Origin of the sequence: Microcystis sp. M44BS1 (genome assembly GCF_020244875.1) — a bacterium.
Taxonomy (GTDB): domain Bacteria; phylum Cyanobacteriota; class Cyanobacteriia; order Cyanobacteriales; family Microcystaceae; genus Microcystis; species Microcystis panniformis.
This window is the reverse complement of sequence record NZ_JADBVM010000122.1, coordinates 46,755-66,135: the sequence shown is the minus strand read 5'-3', so window position 1 is coordinate 66,135 and position 19,381 is coordinate 46,755. Positions and strand designations below refer to the sequence as shown.

20 protein-coding genes and 1 pseudogene are annotated in these 19,381 nt (G+C 40.3%); 10 read left to right on the top strand and 11 right to left on the bottom strand.

Annotated features, from left to right (window positions below; genetic code table 11):
• Positions 1-510: 510 nt before the first annotated feature.
• From IM515_RS09625 to IM515_RS09600, 6 genes are all read left to right on the top strand, one after another.
• Positions 511-669: a hypothetical protein gene (locus IM515_RS09625; RefSeq protein WP_193959732.1), complete on the top strand. Its 159-nt coding sequence runs from the start codon at positions 511-513 to the stop codon at positions 667-669.
• A 296-nt stretch (positions 670-965) separates the two neighbouring features.
• Positions 966-1,247, top strand: a complete 282-nt coding sequence (locus IM515_RS09620) for a type II toxin-antitoxin system RelE/ParE family toxin (protein ID WP_002737336.1) — start codon at positions 966-968, stop codon at positions 1,245-1,247.
• Positions 1,248-1,256: 9 nt separating this feature from the next.
• A complete protein-coding gene (locus IM515_RS09615) occupies positions 1,257-1,571 on the top strand; it encodes a HigA family addiction module antitoxin (protein ID WP_036399402.1) in 315 nt (104 codons plus the stop codon).
• A 353-nt stretch (positions 1,572-1,924) separates the two neighbouring features.
• Positions 1,925-2,131 (top strand): type II toxin-antitoxin system HicB family antitoxin, encoded by a 207-nt coding sequence (locus tag IM515_RS09610; protein ID WP_002740815.1) that lies wholly within the window; start codon positions 1,925-1,927, stop codon positions 2,129-2,131.
• Positions 2,121-2,342, top strand: a complete 222-nt coding sequence (locus tag IM515_RS09605) for a type II toxin-antitoxin system HicA family toxin (RefSeq protein ID WP_002790990.1) — start codon at positions 2,121-2,123, stop codon at positions 2,340-2,342. Before IM515_RS09610 ends, IM515_RS09605 begins: the two co-directional genes overlap by 11 nt.
• A gap of 125 nt (positions 2,343-2,467) precedes the next feature.
• Positions 2,468-6,622 (top strand): CHAT domain-containing protein, encoded by a 4,155-nt coding sequence (locus IM515_RS09600; protein ID WP_425589505.1) that lies wholly within the window; start codon positions 2,468-2,470, stop codon positions 6,620-6,622.
• Positions 6,623-6,634: 12 nt separating this feature from the next.
• Here the strand turns inward: IM515_RS09600 and IM515_RS09595 are convergent, their stop codons facing one another.
• The 7 genes and pseudogenes from IM515_RS09595 to bchL all read right to left on the bottom strand — a co-directional run bounded on the left by IM515_RS09595 (position 6,635) and on the right by bchL (position 11,830).
• The gene (locus IM515_RS09595) at positions 6,635-6,925 is read right to left on the bottom strand and encodes an addiction module antidote protein (protein WP_287627299.1); all 291 of its coding nucleotides are present in this window, start codon (positions 6,923-6,925) and stop codon (positions 6,635-6,637) included.
• Positions 6,926-6,934: 9 nt separating this feature from the next.
• Positions 6,935-7,225, bottom strand: a complete 291-nt coding sequence (locus tag IM515_RS09590) for a type II toxin-antitoxin system RelE/ParE family toxin (protein ID WP_002786284.1) — start codon at positions 7,223-7,225, stop codon at positions 6,935-6,937.
• 19 nt (positions 7,226-7,244) lie between these two features.
• Positions 7,245-7,655 (bottom strand): annotated as a pseudogene (locus IM515_RS09585) (hypothetical protein).
• A gap of 396 nt (positions 7,656-8,051) precedes the next feature.
• Positions 8,052-8,855, bottom strand: a complete 804-nt coding sequence (locus IM515_RS09580; RefSeq protein WP_287627301.1) for a nucleoside phosphorylase — start codon at positions 8,853-8,855, stop codon at positions 8,052-8,054.
• Positions 8,856-8,932: 77 nt separating this feature from the next.
• A complete protein-coding gene (locus tag IM515_RS09575) occupies positions 8,933-10,333 on the bottom strand; it encodes a ferredoxin:protochlorophyllide reductase (ATP-dependent) subunit N (protein ID WP_002790983.1) in 1,401 nt (466 codons plus the stop codon).
• Between the two features lie 15 nt (positions 10,334-10,348).
• Positions 10,349-10,732, bottom strand: a complete 384-nt coding sequence (locus IM515_RS09570; RefSeq protein ID WP_287627302.1) for a DUF5331 domain-containing protein — start codon at positions 10,730-10,732, stop codon at positions 10,349-10,351.
• Between the two features lie 228 nt (positions 10,733-10,960).
• Positions 10,961-11,830, bottom strand: a complete 870-nt coding sequence (bchL, locus tag IM515_RS09565; RefSeq protein ID WP_002735653.1) for a ferredoxin:protochlorophyllide reductase (ATP-dependent) iron-sulfur ATP-binding protein — start codon at positions 11,828-11,830, stop codon at positions 10,961-10,963.
• Between the two features lie 460 nt (positions 11,831-12,290).
• Here bchL and IM515_RS09560 point away from each other — a divergent pair, with 460 nt between their 5' ends.
• Both IM515_RS09560 and IM515_RS09555 read left to right on the top strand, forming a co-directional pair.
• Positions 12,291-13,136 (top strand): hypothetical protein, encoded by an 846-nt coding sequence (locus IM515_RS09560; protein WP_287627304.1) that lies wholly within the window; start codon positions 12,291-12,293, stop codon positions 13,134-13,136.
• A 4-nt stretch (positions 13,137-13,140) separates the two neighbouring features.
• Positions 13,141-13,326 (top strand): hypothetical protein, encoded by a 186-nt coding sequence (locus IM515_RS09555; protein WP_287627305.1) that lies wholly within the window; start codon positions 13,141-13,143, stop codon positions 13,324-13,326.
• Between the two features lie 175 nt (positions 13,327-13,501).
• On the opposite strand, the gene IM515_RS09550 is transcribed toward IM515_RS09555, so the two are convergent.
• Together IM515_RS09550 and IM515_RS09545 are read right to left on the bottom strand one after the other, a co-directional pair.
• Complete coding sequence (locus IM515_RS09550; RefSeq protein WP_002766361.1) at positions 13,502-14,710, bottom strand: 4-hydroxy-3-methylbut-2-enyl diphosphate reductase; 1,209 nt, start codon at positions 14,708-14,710, stop codon at positions 13,502-13,504.
• A gap of 94 nt (positions 14,711-14,804) precedes the next feature.
• A complete protein-coding gene (locus tag IM515_RS09545) occupies positions 14,805-15,278 on the bottom strand; it encodes a CRR6 family NdhI maturation factor (protein WP_287627306.1) in 474 nt (157 codons plus the stop codon).
• A gap of 275 nt (positions 15,279-15,553) precedes the next feature.
• Between IM515_RS09545 and IM515_RS09540 the strand changes: the two genes are divergently transcribed.
• Positions 15,554-16,423, top strand: a complete 870-nt coding sequence (locus tag IM515_RS09540; protein ID WP_287627308.1) for a bile acid:sodium symporter family protein — start codon at positions 15,554-15,556, stop codon at positions 16,421-16,423.
• 44 nt (positions 16,424-16,467) lie between these two features.
• Positions 16,468-17,064: a hypothetical protein gene (locus tag IM515_RS09535; RefSeq protein ID WP_287627310.1), complete on the top strand. Its 597-nt coding sequence runs from the start codon at positions 16,468-16,470 to the stop codon at positions 17,062-17,064.
• Between the two features lie 23 nt (positions 17,065-17,087).
• Here IM515_RS09535 and recA read toward each other — a convergent pair whose 3' ends face one another.
• Complete coding sequence (recA, locus tag IM515_RS09530) at positions 17,088-18,155, bottom strand: recombinase RecA (RefSeq protein WP_287627312.1); 1,068 nt, start codon at positions 18,153-18,155, stop codon at positions 17,088-17,090.
• A 127-nt stretch (positions 18,156-18,282) separates the two neighbouring features.
• On the bottom strand, positions 18,283-19,236 hold the full coding sequence (locus tag IM515_RS09525) for an aldo/keto reductase (protein ID WP_287627313.1): 954 nt from the start codon (positions 19,234-19,236) through the stop codon (positions 18,283-18,285).
• Between the last annotated feature and the right edge of the window lie 145 nt (positions 19,237-19,381).

Genomic DNA, 19,381 nt, shown 5'->3' with positions numbered 1-19,381 from the left:
TTTAGACAATCCAATGTCTAAACTATGATTATAATGATTGAATGAGCGACTATGATTGGGTTGTTTTTAGACAATCCAATGTCTAAACTATGATTATAATGATTGAATGATGGACTATGATTGGGTTGTTTTTAGACAATCTAATGTCTAAACTATGATTATAATGATTGAATGAGCGACTATGATTGGGTTGTTTTTAGACAATCCAATGTCTAAACTATGATTATAATGATTGAATGAGCGACTATGATTGGGTTGTTTTTAGACAATCCAATGTCTAAACTATGATTATCATGATTGAATGATGGACTATGATTGGGTTGTTTTTAGACAATCCAATGTCTAAACTATGATTGAGAATGATTGAATAATGGACTATGATTGGGTTATCCTTTGTCCTTGATAATCACGAATATTTATTGTATCATATTATATCATTATATCATATGGTCATTCTCTCGAAAAAAAATCACAGTCCATCACATAATCACATCAATCACAGTACAGACAATGAATGAACAACGCACCCAAGCTTATGTTAATTTAATAGAACAGTTGCTCACTTCTGCTGATGATGAGGAGCGAACTAATATTCTGCAAGCTAATATGGAATTGATTGACCCTCAATTTTTGCAGATGATGGAAAACTATGCAACGGGGTTAAAATAATAAGGATACAATAACCATGCAGATTGATTTAACACAACACTTTGGGCAATATCTCAATCCTCAAGCGAGAAATATAGAAGAATATGAGGTGTTTTTAACTGTTGGGGACATTGACAATAGGCTAAGGTGTTGTTAGTATATCCAACATGAAGGCTACCGCGCTCATTTGTCGTCGCGTCATCTTGGCCCCAGACGCATTCGCAGAAGTCACTGTCTGGCCTGTTCCCCAACCAGTTCTGCCATTGGAGCATCCTTACGTCATATACTTAAAAGTAGGATAAGAAATTGTTTAGAGAGTGAGCCAAAACTTTAAAGATAAAGAAGCTCAAAAAGTTTTTGAACGTAAACATTCGCGTAAATTGCCATTAGATATCCAACAAGTGGCATTGCGAAAATTGCGGATGCTTAATCGTGCGGAAACCCTGCAAGATCTTCGTGTCCCACCAGCAAATCGATTGGAACGTCTGGTTGGTGACAGGGAAGGTCAATATAGCATTCGGGTTAACGATCAATGGCGAATTTGCTTTGTCTGGCAAAACGGTGATGCTCTAGACGTAGAAATCGTTGATTATCATTGAGGTAAAATAATGAATGAAGATAAACTAATGCCAATTCATCCCGGTGAGGTTCTTTTAGAGGAATTTATCAAGCCAATGAACCTTAGTCAGAATCAAATAGCTCTGGCTCTTGGAGTTCCTGAACAATGTATTAACGAAATCGTTCACGGAAAGCAGCCTATCACAGCGGATATAGCTCTTCGGTTAGCTCGTTATTTTGATATGTCACCGCGATTTTGGCTGGGATTACAAATGGATTACGATCTGGACGTTGTTGAAGATGAAATAGGAGATCAATTGGACAAAGAAGTTGCTGTAATGACAGTTATTTGTGCAGAAAAGTAATTTGTTTGATATGTTCTAAGGCAGAAACTTGGAATATATCAAACAAATTTGGCAGCGACCCCCCCTTGACAATCACGAATATTTATTGTATCACTTTAAATCATAAGGTTGGTCTCTCTCAAAAAAAATCACAGTCCATCACATAATCACATCAATCACAGTACAGACAATGATGGAAGACTATGCAACAGGGTTAGAAGAACAAAGAAATAATACTCCTGTTGCTTGGTTACGGGATATAAAGTATAGAATCTTGTTATGTAGAAGTCTAAAGCATGATCTATATGATTATTTAATTGACTGTCATTCTAGCCTGACCTATAATCATGGAAAGCTCAATCAGGAAAGTGAAAATGAGACAGGTACTTACAGCGAGAATTTTTCAAGAAGATAATTGGTTTGTTGCCCAATGTTTAGAGGTTGATGTTGCTAGTCAAGGGGAAACAGAAACCGAGGCGTTAAACAATCTGCAAGAGGCTTTAGAATTACATTTTGAACCGCCTTGTGCAACAGTTATTCCCCGATTACAGAAGATAGAGGTAGAAATCAATGCCGCTTAAGCCTTTATCTTATCGTGAGATTAAACGCAAGTTGGAAGCGGCAGGGTTTGAAGTTGTTAGTCAAAAGGGGAGTCATGTTAAGTTTGCCAAGGATACTCCCGAAGGAAAAATGACAACGATTGTTCCCTGTTATAAGGAGGTAACAATCGGTACAATTAGCAGTATTTTAAGGCAAGCGGGATTAAGGGTTGATGAGTTTGAGCGTTTATAGTTAATATCCTCTATAGCATTCTGTGTCATAATCGCCCTATATCAAGGGGACTCATCCTATCATAGAGTCATCCGCCAAAAAACATCATAGTCCCTCATTCAATCATTCTAATCACAGTACAGACAATGAATGAACAACGCACCCAAGCTTATGTTAATTTAATTGAACAGTTGCTCACTTCTGCTGATGGGGAGGAACCCAATATTCTGCAAGCAAATCAGGAATTGATTGATCCCGAATTTTTGCAGGTGATGGAAAACTATGCAACATGGTTAGAAGAACAAGGAAATAATGATGCCGCGGCTTGGTTTCGGTATATGGCGCAACAGTTGGGGCAATTTCTCAACCCTCAAGCGAGAAGTATAGAGGAATATCAGGGGTTTTTATTAGAAGTATTACGAGCAGAAGCAGAGAGTAATGATCCTGCGGTGGTTTATCCTATCCTACAACGCTGTCAACATTTGTTAGATGATACCTTTGCCCAACTGTTGCAACAATACGCTAGATATAGTTTTTCTCAAGGGAAGGCTGAAGAAGTGGTAGGTATTGCCGAGGTGATTCAAAATTTATGTATTGATATATCACAGTTTCCCTTGGGAAGTCGGGCAAATAATCTGGAAATTGCGATTACAGGCTATCAGACCCTTTTAGAAGTATATACCCGTCAAGCTTTTCCTTATGAATGGGCAAGGTCACAAAATAATCTGGGGATAGCTTATAGTGATCGCATCAGAGGAGAAAGGGCAGATAATCTAGAGTTAGCTATTGCCGCTTATCACCTGTCATTAGAAGTATATACCCGTGAAGCTTTTCCTGAACAATGGGCAACGATACAAACTAATCTGGGTGCTGCTTATCAAACTCGCATTCTTGGGGAAAGGGCAGATAATTTAGAGTTAGCTATTGCAGCTTATAACCTGTCATTAGAAGTATATATCCGTGATGCCTTTCCTTATGAATGGGCAAGATCACAAAATAATCTGGGGAATGCTTATAATGATCGCATTCTTGGGGAAAGGGCTGATAATCTAGAGTTAGCGATCGCAGCTTTAAACCAGTCTTTAGAAGTATATACCTGTGATGCTTTTCCTTATGAATGGGCAACGACTCAAAATAATCTTGGGGGTGCTTATAATAATCGCATCAGAGAGGAAAGGGCAGATAATCTAGAATTGGCGATAGCTGCTTTAAACCTATCTTTAAAAATAAGAACCCGTGAAGCTTTTCCTTATGAATGGGCAACAACTCAAATTAATCTGGGAAATGCTTATAATGATCGCATTCTTGGGGAAAGAGCAGATAATTTAGAGTTGGCGATAGCTGCTTATAACCTATCATTACAAGTATATACCCGTGAAGCCTTTCCTTATGAATGGGCAATGACACAAAATAATCTGGGGAATGCTTATGGTAATCGAATTTTTGGGGAAAGGGCAGAAAATCTAGAGTTAGCTATTGCGGCTTATAACCTGTCTTTAGAAGTATTAACCCGTGGTAGCTTCCCTGAAAAATGGGCAAACACACAAAATAATCTGGGGAATGCTTATCAAATTCGCATCAGAGGGGAAAAGGCAGATAATTTGGAGTTAGCTATTGTGGCTTTAAACCTGTCTTTAGAAGTCTATACCCGTGATAGCTTTCCTGAAGCTTGGGCAATGACACAAACTAATCTGGGGAATACTTATAGTGATCGCATCAGAGGGGAAAAGGCAGAAAATTTAGAGTTAGCTATTGTTGCTTTTAACCTGTCTTTAGAAGTAAGAACCCGTGATAGCTTTCCTAAAGATTGGGCAAATACACAAAATAATTTGGGGATAGCTTATTGTGAACGCATCAGAGGGGAAAGGGCTGATAATCTAGAGTTAGCTATTGCGGCATATAACCTGTCTTTAGAAGTATATACCCGTGATAGCTTTCCTTATCAATGGGCAACGACACATAATAATCTAGGAGAAGCTTATCGAAATCGCATCAGAGGGGAAAGGGCTGATAATCTAGAGTTAACGATAGTGGCTTATAACCTGTCTTTAGAAGTATATACCCGTGATGCCTTTCCTTATGAATGGGCAAACACACAAAATAATCTGGGCGCTGCTTATAGTTATCGCATCAGAGGGGAAAGGGCAGATAATCTAGAGTTAGCGATCGCTGCTTTAAACCAGTCATTAGAAGTATATACCCGTGATAGCTTTCCTTCTGAATGGGCAAGGTCACAAAATAATCTGGGGATTGCTTATTGTGAGCGCATCAGAGGGGAAAGGGCAGATAATCTAGAGTTAGCGATCGCTGCTTTAAAACAGTCATTAGAAGTATATACCCGTGAAGCCTTTCCTGAATATTGGGCAAGGTCACAAAATAATCTGGGGTTAGCTTATATAAATCGCATCAGAGGGGAAAGGACTGATAATATCGAGTTGGCTATTGTGGCTTATAACCTGTCTTTAGAGGTTTCAACCCCAACCGCTTTTCCTATAGACTGCTTAAGAACAGGACGAAACTTAGGAAATACTGCTAACTTTATCAAAGACTGGGAAACCGCCATCAAAGGCTACAACTTAGCCATCGAAGCAGTAGAAAATACCCGACTCCAAGCCTTAAACCCTCAACGACAACAAGAAATTCTCTCCGATGCAATGGATGTTTATCATGGCATAGTTCAATCCTATCTCAACCTCAATCAACCAGATCGCGCTTTGGAATACGTTGAACGCAGCAAAACCCGCTATCTAGTCCAATTGCTTACCGATCGAGATATCTATCCTAAAGGTAATATCCCCCAAACTATTATTACGGAATTAGATCGCCTCCGTCGTGCCATTATTGGGGAAGAACAACGGTTAGCCATCCAAGAACAAACCCGTAATCAGGGAGTAATTTTAACCCCAGATCAACAAAAACAACCCATCTTAAATGACTATACTCACCTCAATCATTTAAAACAAGAATTAAAACAATTTATTGATCGTGAAATAACTCCCACAGATCGCAGTTTTAGCTTAACTCAAAAGGTTGAAACCATTACCTTAAGTGAGATTCAATCCTTAATTGATCAAGATACTGCCATCTTAGAATGGTATATTTCAGGGGATAGTATTATGGCGTTTATTGTTATCCCCCCTAACCCCCCTTCAAAAGGGGGGGATTTTGATAGTGAGGTAAAAGGGGTTAAAGTTTGGCAATCTTCAGCAGAAGATCGAGAAAAATTGATTAATTTTATTAAAAATTATCGTGATGCTTATGAAAATAATAAAACCGAGTGGATCAATAATCTTAATGATTGTTTAAATCAACTCTCAGAAATTCTCCCCATTGATGAACTTTTAGAACTGATTCCTAAATCCTGCTCTCGTCTCATCCTAATTCCCCATTGGTTTTTACATATTATTCCCCTTCATTGTTTACCCCTAAAAGATGGACAATTTCTCTATCAACGCTTTTCTAAAGGTGTAGGATACCTTCCCAGTTGCCAACTTTTAAAACTGGTAAAATTATCACAGAGAGAAAACTTTACTCGTCTTTTTGCCATTAAAAATCCCACCAGAAAAGACCTAAAACCTCTCTTAGGAGCAAATCTAGAAATCGAGAGAATTAGTAAAGGATTTGCTGCAGAAAAAACCATTATTATTGGGGAATTAGAAGCATCAGAACAAACCCTAGAAAACCGTCGTCAAGAATTACAAGCATCCCATTGTCTTCACTTTTCCTGTCATGGTAAATTTAATAATGAATCCCCTAGAGATTCCGCTTTAATGTTAGCAGATCCAGACGGTAACTTAGGAGAATTAGCTAACCTAACCCTAGCAGAAGTATTTGAAAAATTTGACTTAAGAGAATGTCGTTTAGTCACTTTTTCTGCTTGTGAAAGTGGTATAATCGAAAGTAAAGCTGATAGTATTAGTGATGAATATGTGGGTTTACCGAGTGGTTTTCTATTTGCAGGTAGTTCTAGTGTTGTTAGTACCCTTTGGACAGTAGATCCCCTAGCAACTACGTTATTTATGACTAAATTTTATCACGATCTTAAACGGATTTCTATCCAAGATCAAGGGAGTATTGCCATTGTTTTAAATCACACTCAAACTTGGTTAAGAACATTGAACAGTAAAAAATTAACCAGAATTAAAGATAGTCAAAAATTCCAGCAATTACTCGATCGAGTTTTTGAGAATAAACGGGATAGAAGAAAATTTCAAGACTTATTAGAAGCTGCGGTTAAACGTCAACCCTATCCCTTTGCTAATCCCTATTATTGGACTGCATTTATCGCAACAGGGGTTTAAGAGTTAGAAGAATTAGGTAATGGGTACAATCTGGAGACGTAATCCAAGTACCTGTAAAATCCTAATAACTGTAGTAAACTCTGGCTTACCTTCGCCTAACAAATCTTTACAGAGATTTTGACTTTCTAACCCTGTTTCACTAGCAATATTTTTCATTCCTTGAGAACGAGCAATATCACCTAATGCTGCTATTACTAGACTCGGATCACCATCTTCAAGAACCGCTTCAAGATAGGCGGCTATATCTTCTTTTGTTTCCAGATGATCGGTTGCATCCCAAGGATAGGTTTGGATAGTAGCCATGAATACCTCCTATAAGTTACGGGCTAAATCTAATGCTGTTTTGATGTCTCGTTCTTGAGTCTTTTTATCTCCTCCTGCCAAGAGGATGATCAAGGTCTTACCTTGTTGTATAAAATATACCCGATAGCCTGGACCATAATCAACTCGCAGTTCTGATACACCTTGTCCTACTGGCTTAACATCGCCCGGATTGCCCGTAGATAAACGACGAATACGAATGTCTATACGCGCTTTTGCTTGGCGATCTCGCAAACCACTAAACCACTCAGAATAAGTTTTAGTCTGGCGAATTTCGATCATGTCTTATCCGTTCAACCGTTTAAGAATCAGAACAATTTTGACAAAACTTATCCATTCCTTCCTCTGAAATATAAATAGCAACTGGAGTCGATAAAAGTCCTGCTACTCCCGGCGGACACATAAAACATCCTGCTATAATATCTGTTAAAGGGGGAATAAGTGCGGGTAATTATTTTTCTCGCAAATTTTCATACTTCGGCTGACAAATAGAATCACGACATTTATTAAGAACAATAACAAACCAACGAAAATCAGCATTATCTTCTACTCCTTCAATACCGTTACGAGTGGCAATGGATTCAGCAGCATCCGCCAAATCTCCCTCCCATTCCTCAATCACATCAAGTGCAATTAAAGCATTCTCATTGTCGGCAAATTCAATACGGTACTGAGCAATTTGTTCTGGTGTTAACTGCGTTGTGTCTGACATAATACCATCCTTAAAGCTAAAACTAATTTTTTTCTATTATCTCACCTTATTAGCTCCTAATCCCACCAAATGCCGTGAGGACAATCCCTAGCTTTAGCTTGTCCGCGACTTTATAATCGTCTCGTCGCTAACGGTTTTGACTTCACCGATGGCAAATTAATCCCGTCAAGATTAGCTTAGAAGACTAGGAAGAAGCGAATTTTTGGGCGTGATAATTTACTTTTGTCAAAATCATTACATATTCGCAACAAAGTACACTTTTTTGAGCAAATTAATGTACCCTACTTAGACAAGGCGATAAATTATTTTGTCCCAAGAATTACGCGCTAAACTTATCTCCTGTTATCCCCAAAGTCAGGAAAAAGAGAAAGTCTTAATGAAGATGATTTTTGAACATTAATCAATTGAGGATAGGGAGAGGTTACTAACAGTCAATATTGCCACCTGAATCGCTTTTTCGATGGCCTGTTGTTTGCTTTCTAAACTAATCCCTTCCTCTTTGCTTCTTTCGGCAATCACAGCACAAATACAAGCGGCAGTAAATCCATAAACCCCCGCCATTTTCAATAAAGTTCCCGCTTCCATTTCATAATTGAGAATATTTAAACGTCGATATTCTTCCGTAATTCCCTCTAAATGACGCTGAAGATAAGGATTAGCAGAAGACACAATTCTTTCCTGTCCTTCATAAAAACTATCCACAGAAGCGGTAATACCTACATGATAATTTACTCCCAAAAATTGAGCCGATTTGACTAGAGCAACCGTCAAAAAAGGATCCGCCACTGCGGGATATTCCGGAGGAGCAATATCATTAGCTGCACCTTGCCTACATAAAGCCGCTTGCGAGATAATAATATCACCAATTTTTATTCTATTTTGAATTGCGCCACAAGTACCGATACGAATAATAGTTTTAATTCCCACCTGTATTAATTCATTAACCACAATACTCAAAGATGGCGCACCCATGCCACTGGTAGCCAGAAGAATTGGGGTAGAATTATCTAGATAGCCAAGATAACTATTTAATCCGCGATAATCCGATAGTAAACGTGCATTTTGTAAATAAGTTTCGGCAATATAGCGCGAGCGTTCTGGTTCCCCCGATAATAGGGTGATAGTCGGTTTTACTGTGCCTAAATCCTCACTGCTAAAGTTGAGATGATAGGGTTTTTGGTGAGATAAGTTATTGGACATTGAAGTTAACTAAATACTGAAAAAAGGTAAGGAAAATCAATTCCTTACCTGATGATTGTAGCCTTTTGAAAACAAATTTACACTTTTGCTGACTCTTTAACTAACTTATCCCAACCCAATTCCTTGAGGTTATTGTTGCGACGCAGGGGACGAGTAGCTAACTCTAAAATATCTCGCGCATTGGTAAAACCGTGGATTTGAGCAAAAGTAAATTCTACCGACCATTTAGTGTTAATTCCCCGCGCTTCTAAGGGATTTGCATGGGCCATTCCCGTAATCACTAAATCGGGTTTTAACTCGTAAATGCGCTGAATCTGATTATAGTTATCAGGTTTTTCGATAATTTTCGGGATGGGGACACCCATATCATTACAGGTTTTTTCTAGTAATGCTAATTCGGCCGCTTGGTAGCGTTTATCCATGTAGGGAATACCGATTTCATCGCAAGTCATCCCACAGCGAATTAGGAAACGTGCCAGAGAAATTTCTAGTAAATTATCCCCCATAAAGAAGACCGATTTACCGCGCACAAGTTGCAGATAATCCTCTAAACTTTCCCAAATTTTTGCCTCTCTTTCTTCTAATCCCTGGGGTTGTACTCCCAAAACCGAACAGATTTTTTCTATCCAAGCGCGGGTTCCATCCGGACCGATGGGAAAGGGTGCGCCAATTAATTTACACTTACGACGACGCATTAAAGTGGTGGCAGTTCTTGATAGAAAAGGATTGACACCAGCGACATAATAACCTTCTTCAATTACCGGTAATTCAGTAAAACGTTTGGCAGGCAACCAACCATCAATTTTAACTCCTTGTTTTTTCAATTCTAGGGTTAAATTGGTCACAATCGGGTCGGGAACAGAACCAAATAAAACCAAAGGATGATGGTCTTTATATTCCGATTCTTCCTGTTTAATTTCTTCTTTTTTACGTCCAAAAGTTAAGAGTTTCTGGATAGCATTCCGTTCTTCTTTTTCATCTTCGTGCTTAACTTTTTCGGGACATTTATGCACCATAGAAGCGAGGACGGTATCTTCCCCTTGGGTAAAGGCATAATCTAAACCATTAGCGCGCGCTGTCACGATAGGAATACCGATTTCTGACTCTAGTTTCGGTGCTAATCCTTCTAAGTCCATTTTGATGATTTCGGTGGTACAAGTACCGATAAAAACGATAACGCTAGGGTTTCTATCTCGTTTAATTTGTAAGCAGAGGCGTTTTAATTCTTCGTAGTCTTTTAGTTGAGCGGAAATATCCCCTTCTTCTAATTCAGCCATAGCATAACGTGGTTCAGCAAAAATCATCACCCCCATAGCATTTTGCAGGAAGTAACCACAGGTTTTTGTGCCGATAACAAGGAAGAAACTATCTTCGATTTTTTGGTATAACCAAGCAACACAGCTAATCGGACAAAAGGTGTGATAGTTGCCGGTTTCACAATCAAATTGTAAAGCGCTCGGTTCTTGAGTGGCAGTCATGTTTTTTTGTTCTCCTTAATTGCGGAATTGGTTTAGGTATTCAGTATGTGGATTGGTTTCAGGCAGTAAAGGAATGGCTTCAGCTTCTTGGATTTTTGCTCTTTCTTCTTCTCGTTTTTCGAGTTCTATCTCAGGGTCAAAATTTAAACCTAAAGCATCGACAAGTTTATTACTATCGTTGCTGAGAACACAAAAAGGACTCATCCACATAAATAATTGTGTTTCTAAAGCAGTAGCTACTCCCAGAATTAGATGAGAAGAAGGACGTTTTCCCATATCAGGAGTGTTTATCCAAGAATTAGTAGCAGTCGTAAAAACCTTAATCCAAGCTTGATTAATTTGGTAGTAATCCAACCATTTATCTTTAAGTGCTGCTTTTAATTCCTCAAAGTTACTCATTTTGTCCCCCTGACTGAATAATGATGTTTTCCCTATTCTCATTCCCAATGAGAGGAAAAAATGATCATTATCGAGTCCTCGATAAAATTCGTGGTTAGGATGGGTTAGGCGACGATAAGTTAGGCTATTAACTAATAAGTTAATTATTCGCCGTAACCCACCCAGAAAAAGAGTTTATTGGTGGTTATTGGTGGGTTACGCTGTCCCTAACCCACCCGACAAAATAATCTAAACCATCATTAGATCTAATTCCGCTTCGGCGTTAACTTTGGGTTTATCAGCATTAAGATAGAAATCTGATAATAAAGTGAATAACTCCCGGTCGGCAGATTCTTTAGGAATAACTCCTTCTGGTTTGGCTAAAATCTGATCGGCAATATTGAGATAATAGTCACAAACGTAACTTAACATCGGGTCTTTGTCGGCCATTTCAAAGAGAGTTTGACCTTTAACTCTGGAGACGCGAATATCTTCAATTAAGGGTAAAACTTCTAACACTGGCATGGGAACATGATCTACATATTTATTAATTAAATCGCGTTTTGAGGTGCGATTACCAATTAATCCGGCTAGTCGCAGGGGATGGGTGCGCGCTTTTTCCCGGACGGAAGCGGCAATGCGATTGGCGGCAAAAAGAGCATCAAAGCCGTTATCTGTGACAATTATGCAGTAATCGGCGTAATTTAAGGGTGCGGCAAATCCCCCACAGACCACATCCCCCAAAACATCAAACAAAATCACGTCAAATTCATCAAAAGCGTTCAATTCTTTTAATAATTTCACCGTTTCCCCGACGACGTAACCGCCACAACCGGCGCCGGCAGGGGGGCCACCCGCTTCCACGCATTTGACACCACCGTAACCTTCATAGATAACGTCTTCGGGCCAGATGTCTTCGTAGTGAAAATCTTTTTCTTGTAGGGTATCGATGATTGTGGGAATAAGAAAGCCTGTCAGGGTGAAAGTGCTATCATGCTTGGGGTCACAGCCTATTTGTAGGACTTTTTTGCCTCTTTTGGCTAAAGCAGCCGAAATATTACAGCTTGTTGTCGATTTACCGATGCCACCTTTTCCGTAGACTGCGAGTGTTAAAGGCATGGAAGTTCTCCTAAATGTACGCTTGAATGGTGAGTTTGTTTATCAGTGCTTCGATCGCAATTATTGACCATCTCCCCACTCCTTGGCAAGAGGCTCAATTTTTATCTGCTATAGCTAGAGTGAGAATAAAAGCGTAAAAAGTAGATAAATAATTTTTTACAGCCTATAAAGTCTCTGAAATCGACAAAAACTTATAAAAACAGTTTTATTTATATATTTACTTTAAATAAAAACAATAAACAAAAAACCGCCAAAGCTTTACAAAAACTCGATAAACAGGGTTTTACCGTGCCAAACCGGGACAAAAAAGGCCAAGATAGAGCCAGTCTAGAGACCGATGTCAGATTTTCGTGAATAATCATTACAATTTTCCCGGTCAGCAGATTAAATAAATCGATCCTGAGAAGGATGCTGAAAAAATCTGTAGTACAATTAGAACAAAGTACCTGTAGGGTTTCCCATGCGAGTTAAGCAAAAAACGCTGACTACACTCTTATTAGAGAATAAAGCTCCTAAATATCGTCCTTTTCTGGGTTTTTTTCTGGCTGGGTTTCCTTTGCTGTTTTTAGCATATTTGGTTTTTTTCCAGCGCGCTTATCTCGACTGCATTCGGTTAGGCACAAAAAGGATAGATTGTCAATATGTCCAAGAGTATAATTTTCCTGTTTCTAGTCGGGAAAATTTTTCTTTAACTCACATTAAAGCTACGGCTGTCTATCAGGAAGTTTTTATCAGTGTTGAGCAGGAAAAAACTGTTAATAACACGGTTTTATTGGTCGGAAGAAATAACCATCTCTACATCGAAAATTTTCGGGATGTGCAGTCAGCTAGTGATTTTAAAACTCAATTTGATAGTTTTGTGAATAGATATCAAAATCAGGAAATTATTGCCAAAAGTCCCCTAGATACCTTGTCAGCACTGCTAGAACAGCATCATAATTATCGCTATTATCTTTGGGGTATGTTATGCTTATTCTCTGGTCTATTGTTACTTTATGATGCCAGCTATTGGGAGAGTTATGTCTTTAATCAGGGTACCGCTACCCTAACCCATAAGCGACAACATTTAACTTTTAGAAGTGAAAGTGATTATCTTCTAGAGAGAATTGTTGAGGCAAAGGTAGAAGATTACAAAGGCTTTTTGGGGTCTAATTACCAGCGAATTATTTTAATCCTATCGAACGGGGAAAAAATTATTCTCAATCTCCGTTTACTGGAATCTATAAGTAACGGAAAAAGGGAAGAAAAAATCCTGGCAATGATTGCCGAAAAGTTAAACTTAACTCAAGAGGAACTATTAATCTAAGTAAATGCGCTCAAATTTTAGTTATTTAAAGTCTCTTTTTTTCGGTTTCCTATTGGTGACTGTGTTAGTTTATATATTGCGCGGCATGGGAATATTATCCTTTTTACCCGGAGGATTAATTTTGTTATTAATTCTGTCCTCCGTGGTGACGGGAATCCTCTACGGAATCGATAAAACCCGCCGTTTTTAGGAAAATATTGACTCTTCCTTCCAGACAGAAACGAGAAGAGTCGAACGGTTCTAACGTCAATGTCAAGATTGCGGTCGTTAGTTTCTGAGCAATCCCACTGATAAAAATATCGGCTGCATCTCCTGTTTGTGATATGAGATGCAGCCATTGCCAAAGGCTAACACACCCAGGCTAATTAACCGGGGACTAAAGAAGATTTGAGCGCAAAAATTTTCTCGATTACCTCTTCTACCACCTTATCGGGAGTGGAAGCACCAGAAGTCACTCCGACGATAATTTTTCCCTCATTTAACCAGTTATCGGTGATGATTAAATCGCCACCTAAAGGTTTATGTTCGATGCGATTACCGGGGAGAATGCGCTCGGCACTATCGATATGATAGGAGGGAATGGCACGCTCGATCGCTATTTCCTGTAGGTGAGTGGTATTAGAGGAATTATAACCCCCAATTACCACCATTAAAGAAAGCGGTTCTTTCACCAGTTCAAACATGGCATCTTGACGCTCTTGAGTGGCATCACAGATGGTATTAAAACTCATGAAATGATCTTTAAAATCGATCGGTCCGTACTTTCTCAACATAGTATGCTCAAAGAGTTTGCCAATTGCCTCCGTTTCACTTTTCAGCATCGTGGTTTGATTGGCAATACCGATATAATCTAGATTGCGATCGGGATCGAAACCCTGGGAATGAGCATTTTTAAACTTCTCTAAGAACTCATTTTTATCGCCACCGTGGAGAATATAATTAGCGACATAATTAGCTTGAGCCAAATTTAAAACGATCAGATAAGTGCCAGCAAAAGAGCTAGTGGCGATCGTTTCTTCGTGATTATATTTCCCGTGAATAATCGAAGTGTGGTCGCTTTTTTTGTGTTTTTCCACGGAATTCCACACCTTAGAAACCCAGGGACAAGTGGTATCCACAATCATGCAACCCTTATCGTTAAGTATTTGCATTTCCGAGACACTAGCCCCAAAAGCAGGTAAAATCACCACATCCCCCGATTCCACCACAGTAAAGTCTTTTTGGCCATTTTCCACCGGAATAAAACCCACGGCCATGGAGCGCAGACGCTGATTAACCGAGGGATTGTGAATAATTTCGTTAGTAATCCAGATACGTTCCTGGGGAAAATGTTGACGAGTTTCGTAGGCCATAGCAACAGCGCGTTCTACCCCCCAACAAAAACCAAAAGCTTGAGCGAGATAGATCGTCACGTCACCCCGTTCTAAACGATAATTATTTTCACGAATTTCTTGGATCAGGTCGCTTTGATACTCATTGGTCATCGCATCCATTACTTCCTCTTTGTGACCGAATCCCTTGCGGTTATAGTTATCCGATTGCTGTAGGGTGCGTTTAAAGGATTTTGTATCCATGATTCTCTGATAGGGGTATTGGTGGCGCTAAATTGGGCGAGACAGTAGCTTGCCATATATTAAAAATACCTTATCTAGTCAGCGCAGGAAGCTTTTAGAGACGAGAGAGAAATTCCTCGTCGATATCGTAACCAAACTGTTGAGCGAAAAATTTTAAGCGAGATAAAGCAGGAATTTGCTGACTTTTCAGCCAATCAGACAAAATAAAGAGTTTTTGCATCACAAAAATCTCTAAAGCTTCGGGGTTATATTGAATTCCTTCCCCGCGATGGAATTGATGCGGGACCAACATAGCCGCATAACGAGCGATTTCTCCCTGTTTTGGGTCAAGAATAAAGATTAACCAGGGATAAACTGCGTCTAAATGCAGAAACCACAGCCTGACTTCCGGTATCTCCGATAATTCTCGCAGATCACCCTCCGCACGAGGATAATCTATCTCTAATTGTAGAGCTTGTTCCAGTTCAGCGATCGCTGATCGGGACTGATAATCTTGAATAATAGTCTCTAAAGATGAAAGATCGAGATTTTGGATTTGATTGGGGTTAAGAGGAATTTTGACAGTCATAGGGGCAAATAAAAGGTTATATCGGGCGAAATTACGGTTTTTTATCCCCAGATAGGCAATGATCTATCTCAGAAAATACTCTCGATCGGGACAAAAAAACTAAGTATGACTATTCTCTCACTCCGGAGCGGCCAGGGAAACCGGACTAAAATCACCAAGGTTGGATTTCTCCTACAATTTAACCTACCCTGCACACCGGGTTTTTTAGTCGGCAAAATCGGGAACCAGGGACAGGAATTATGGGAAAATAAGCGTATCTTCTCCGCTTTTATCCCATGCAGGCCAACTTTTTTACTAATATCCTCTTACCCGTTGCCCTAGGCATTTTAATGTTAGGCATGGGATTAGGATTAATTGCCGCCGATTTTCAGCGTATCACCCGTTATCCCAAGGCAGTCCTGATCGGTTTAGTCAATCAAATTATTATTCTACCGATCGTCGGTTTTATTATTGTTTCTCTTTTGCCTCTCCGGCCAGAAATTGCCGTCGGTTTAATGATTGTCGCCATTTGCCCCGGCGGTCCTTCCTCCAATGTTTTAACCTATTTAGCTAAGGGAGATGTGGCTCTTTCTGTTACTTTAACCGCTTTTAGCAGCATCATCACCATTTTCACAATACCTTTTTTAGCTAGTTTCACTCTCCAGCATTTTATGGGGGAAAGTGCCGCCATCTCCCTACCCATTGGTTCCACTATGGCGCAGATATTTTTGATTATACTTTTACCCCTGGTTATCGGTATGACTATCCGCCATTACTTCCCTTTACTGGCCAAAAGTCTCGAACCGATAACTAATCGTTTGGCCGTAATTTTTCTAGCAGTTATTATCTTCTTATTAATCCTGAGAGAATGGCAACGTTTACCTTTATTTATCGCTCAAACTGGCCTGGCAGTGATTATTTTAAACACGGTTGCTTCCCTAATTGGGTTTTTTATTGGTCGTTTATTTCAATTAACTATTCCCCAAAGAATTTGTATCGCCATCGAAGTGGGTATTCAAAGCGGCACTTTAGCTATTGCTATCACTGCCGGTTTATTAAAGAATCCCGATCTGGCTATTCCCGCAGTTGTCTATAGTTTATGGATGTATGTCAGCGCTTTTATCGCTGTTTATTATGGTCGCCAAAAAGCCGCTTTGGCAAAATAGCTAAATCGGGTGATAGGATATAGCTAAAAAACTGATAACTGATTATGTTAATTGGTAAATATTTAACCCTAGAAGAATTATCTACCTGTTCCCAAACCTATCAAAAGTACGCAGCACAAATCGACCCCTATCCAAAAAATCCTGCAACGATAACCGCTTGGCAAAATCTCGCTCACTTTATTATCGATCCAATTATTGATAATTTTGGTCGAGAAAAATTCCAATTAACCTACGGATTTTGTTCCAATGATCTGAGAAAATTTCTCCAAAAAAAAGACCCGATCACCGGCTTAAAAAACGGTAGAATCGATCCCAGTCGTGATCAACATTGCGGCCACGAAATTAATCAAAAAGGTCAATATTATTGTCAGCGATTGGGGGCAGCCTGTGATTTTCTGATTATCGATTTAACGAGCGATCGCCTGATAGATTGGATTTTAACCGCAAAATTACCCTTTGATTCTCTCTATTTTTACGGAATTAATCGCCCGATTCATATCAGCTACGGACCCCAACATAAACGAGATCTATGGACTTTTACCCCTAAAGGAACACCGACTAAAAAAGGTTTACAATCATGGTTAGAAGCGGCAAAATCTATCGATTCTGAAACAAAAAAATCCCCCGAAACTGGGGGATAACCAAGACTTAAAACCGTCTTCTTTTAGATTTCTGGTTCCTGATCGTCGTCATCGTCCTCATCGGCCGGTTCCGTGGGGAAAGGAACCGAACCCATGTCTAATTTATCCCGCAATAACTTCTCAATTTCTGCCGCTACTTCTGGCTTTTCTTCGAGATATTTAACGGCATTATCGCGACCCTGGGCAATATTTTCGCCATTATAGCTATACCATGCCCCTTTGCGAGTAACCACGTTAGTTTGTTCGGCAATATCCAGCATACAACCCACTTGGGAAATGCCTTTACCGAAGATAATATCAAATTCAGCAATCCGGAAAGGAGGCGCGACTTTATTTTTAGCCACCTTAACTTTAGCCCGAATTCCGTATTCTCCTTCCGTGCCTTTTTTCAGAGTTTGAATGCGACGGATATCTAAACGCACCGAGGCATAAAATTTTAAGGCCGTTCCCCCGGTGGTCACTTCAGGATTGCCGTAGGTGACACCGATTTTTTGCCGCAGTTGGTTGAGGAAAATCACCACACAACCGGATTTACCAATATTACCGGCAATTTTTCGCAGGGCTTTACTCATCAAACGGGCCTGCAAACCCACCTGATTATCCCCCATTTCCCCCTCAATTTCCGCCCGCGGCACTAAAGCAGCCACCGAGTCGATGACAACGATATCCACGGCCGAAGAACGCACTAACTGGTCAACTATTTCTAAGGCTGCCTCCCCCGTATCCGGTTGTGCTACCAGTAAATTATTGATATCTACCCCTAAATCTTCCGAATAGGTGGGATCTAAAGCGTGTTCCGCATCGACAAAGGCCGCCACTCCCCCAGCTTTCTGCACTTCTGCGATCGCATGGAGGGCTAAGGTGGTTTTGCCGGAACTTTCCGGCCCGTAAATTTCGACGATACGGCCCTTCGGTAAACCGCCACCCAAAGCCATATCTAGGGTTAAAGCACCACTAGGCACGGTTTCCACCCGCATCCGGGTGGCGTCTCCCAAACGCATAATCGAACCTTTGCCAAAGTTGCGCTCGATTTGAGTTAAGACTAAACCTAAGGCTTTATCTCGATCGGGATTACTTGTCATTGTCGCCATTAATTTTCTCCCCAGTTTTCTTAAGTAGTACAGCAGTATGCAAAGATTGTAGCCTGTTTTAATCTTGATCACCAAAAAGTTAGAAACTTTTTCCAGAATGGTGATCAAAAATCAAAAGTTTTGATTTTTACAGCCAAGGTCGGCTCATCTGTTCTAATTGCGTCACCTCTTGCGCTTCTAAACTCCATCCTAAGGCCCCGGCATTTTCCCTCGCTTGGGCCGCAGTTTTTGCCCCCGGAATGGGAATTACATCCCCTTGGGCGATTAACCAATTGAGGGCGACTTGTGCGGGGGTTTTTTGGTATTTTGCGCCCAACTCTTGCAGTACCCTTAAAATTGGGGCTATTTTCTCCAAACCTTCTTTTTTGAACCGCGAGTCAACTTTTCTGGCTCCATCGGGCAAATTCTGGCTTTCTGGGCTATATTTACCCGTCAGTAGTCCTTGAGCGAGGGGGCTGTAGGCGAGGATGGTGACACCTAATTCCTTGGCCGTGGCTAAAATTGCCTTAGTTTCTATTTTGCGATACAAAAGCGAATACTGCACCTGATTGACCGCTAAGGGAACCTCTTTTTTCGCCAAAATCTGGCTTGCTTGACGCATTTGCTCGGCGGAATAATTACTTACACCCACGGAACCAATCCGGCCGCGTTTTACTTCTTCCCCTAGGGCATTCATTAGGGTTTCTTGGCTAATTAGGAAGGTGAAGGGCCAATGTACTTGGTAAAGGGTAATTTTATCGGTTTTTAGACGGTTTAAGCTCTCGGTAATGGCATTATGCACCGCATTCGCCCCCAATCGCCACGGTACGGGGGCAAACTTGCTGGCAATATCGATGGGAATATCGGTCTGTTGGGTAAATTTTCCTAAGAGTCGTTCCGATTCCCCCAGTCCATAGACTTCGGCAGTGTCAAAAAAGGTGATTCCTGCCTCTACTGCCGCTTTAAAGGCCTCCTCTACCTGACTAGCTCCGTATTCCTTGCCATAGTTCCAGAATAGTTTATCTCCCCATGCCCAAGTCCCGATTCCCAAGGCACTGACGGCAATTCCTGTTTGTCCGAGATTAGCGGTTTGTCTAGTCATATTCCCTACAAAGAATGACAGCGTTTCTCATTTAAAGTTGAAGTGTAACCTATATTTGGTCTGACTCCCCACTAACCCCCTTTTTTGATTCTGGGAAATTCCCACCCATAATTAATGGGAAAGGACTTGACTTTGCCGGCGACTT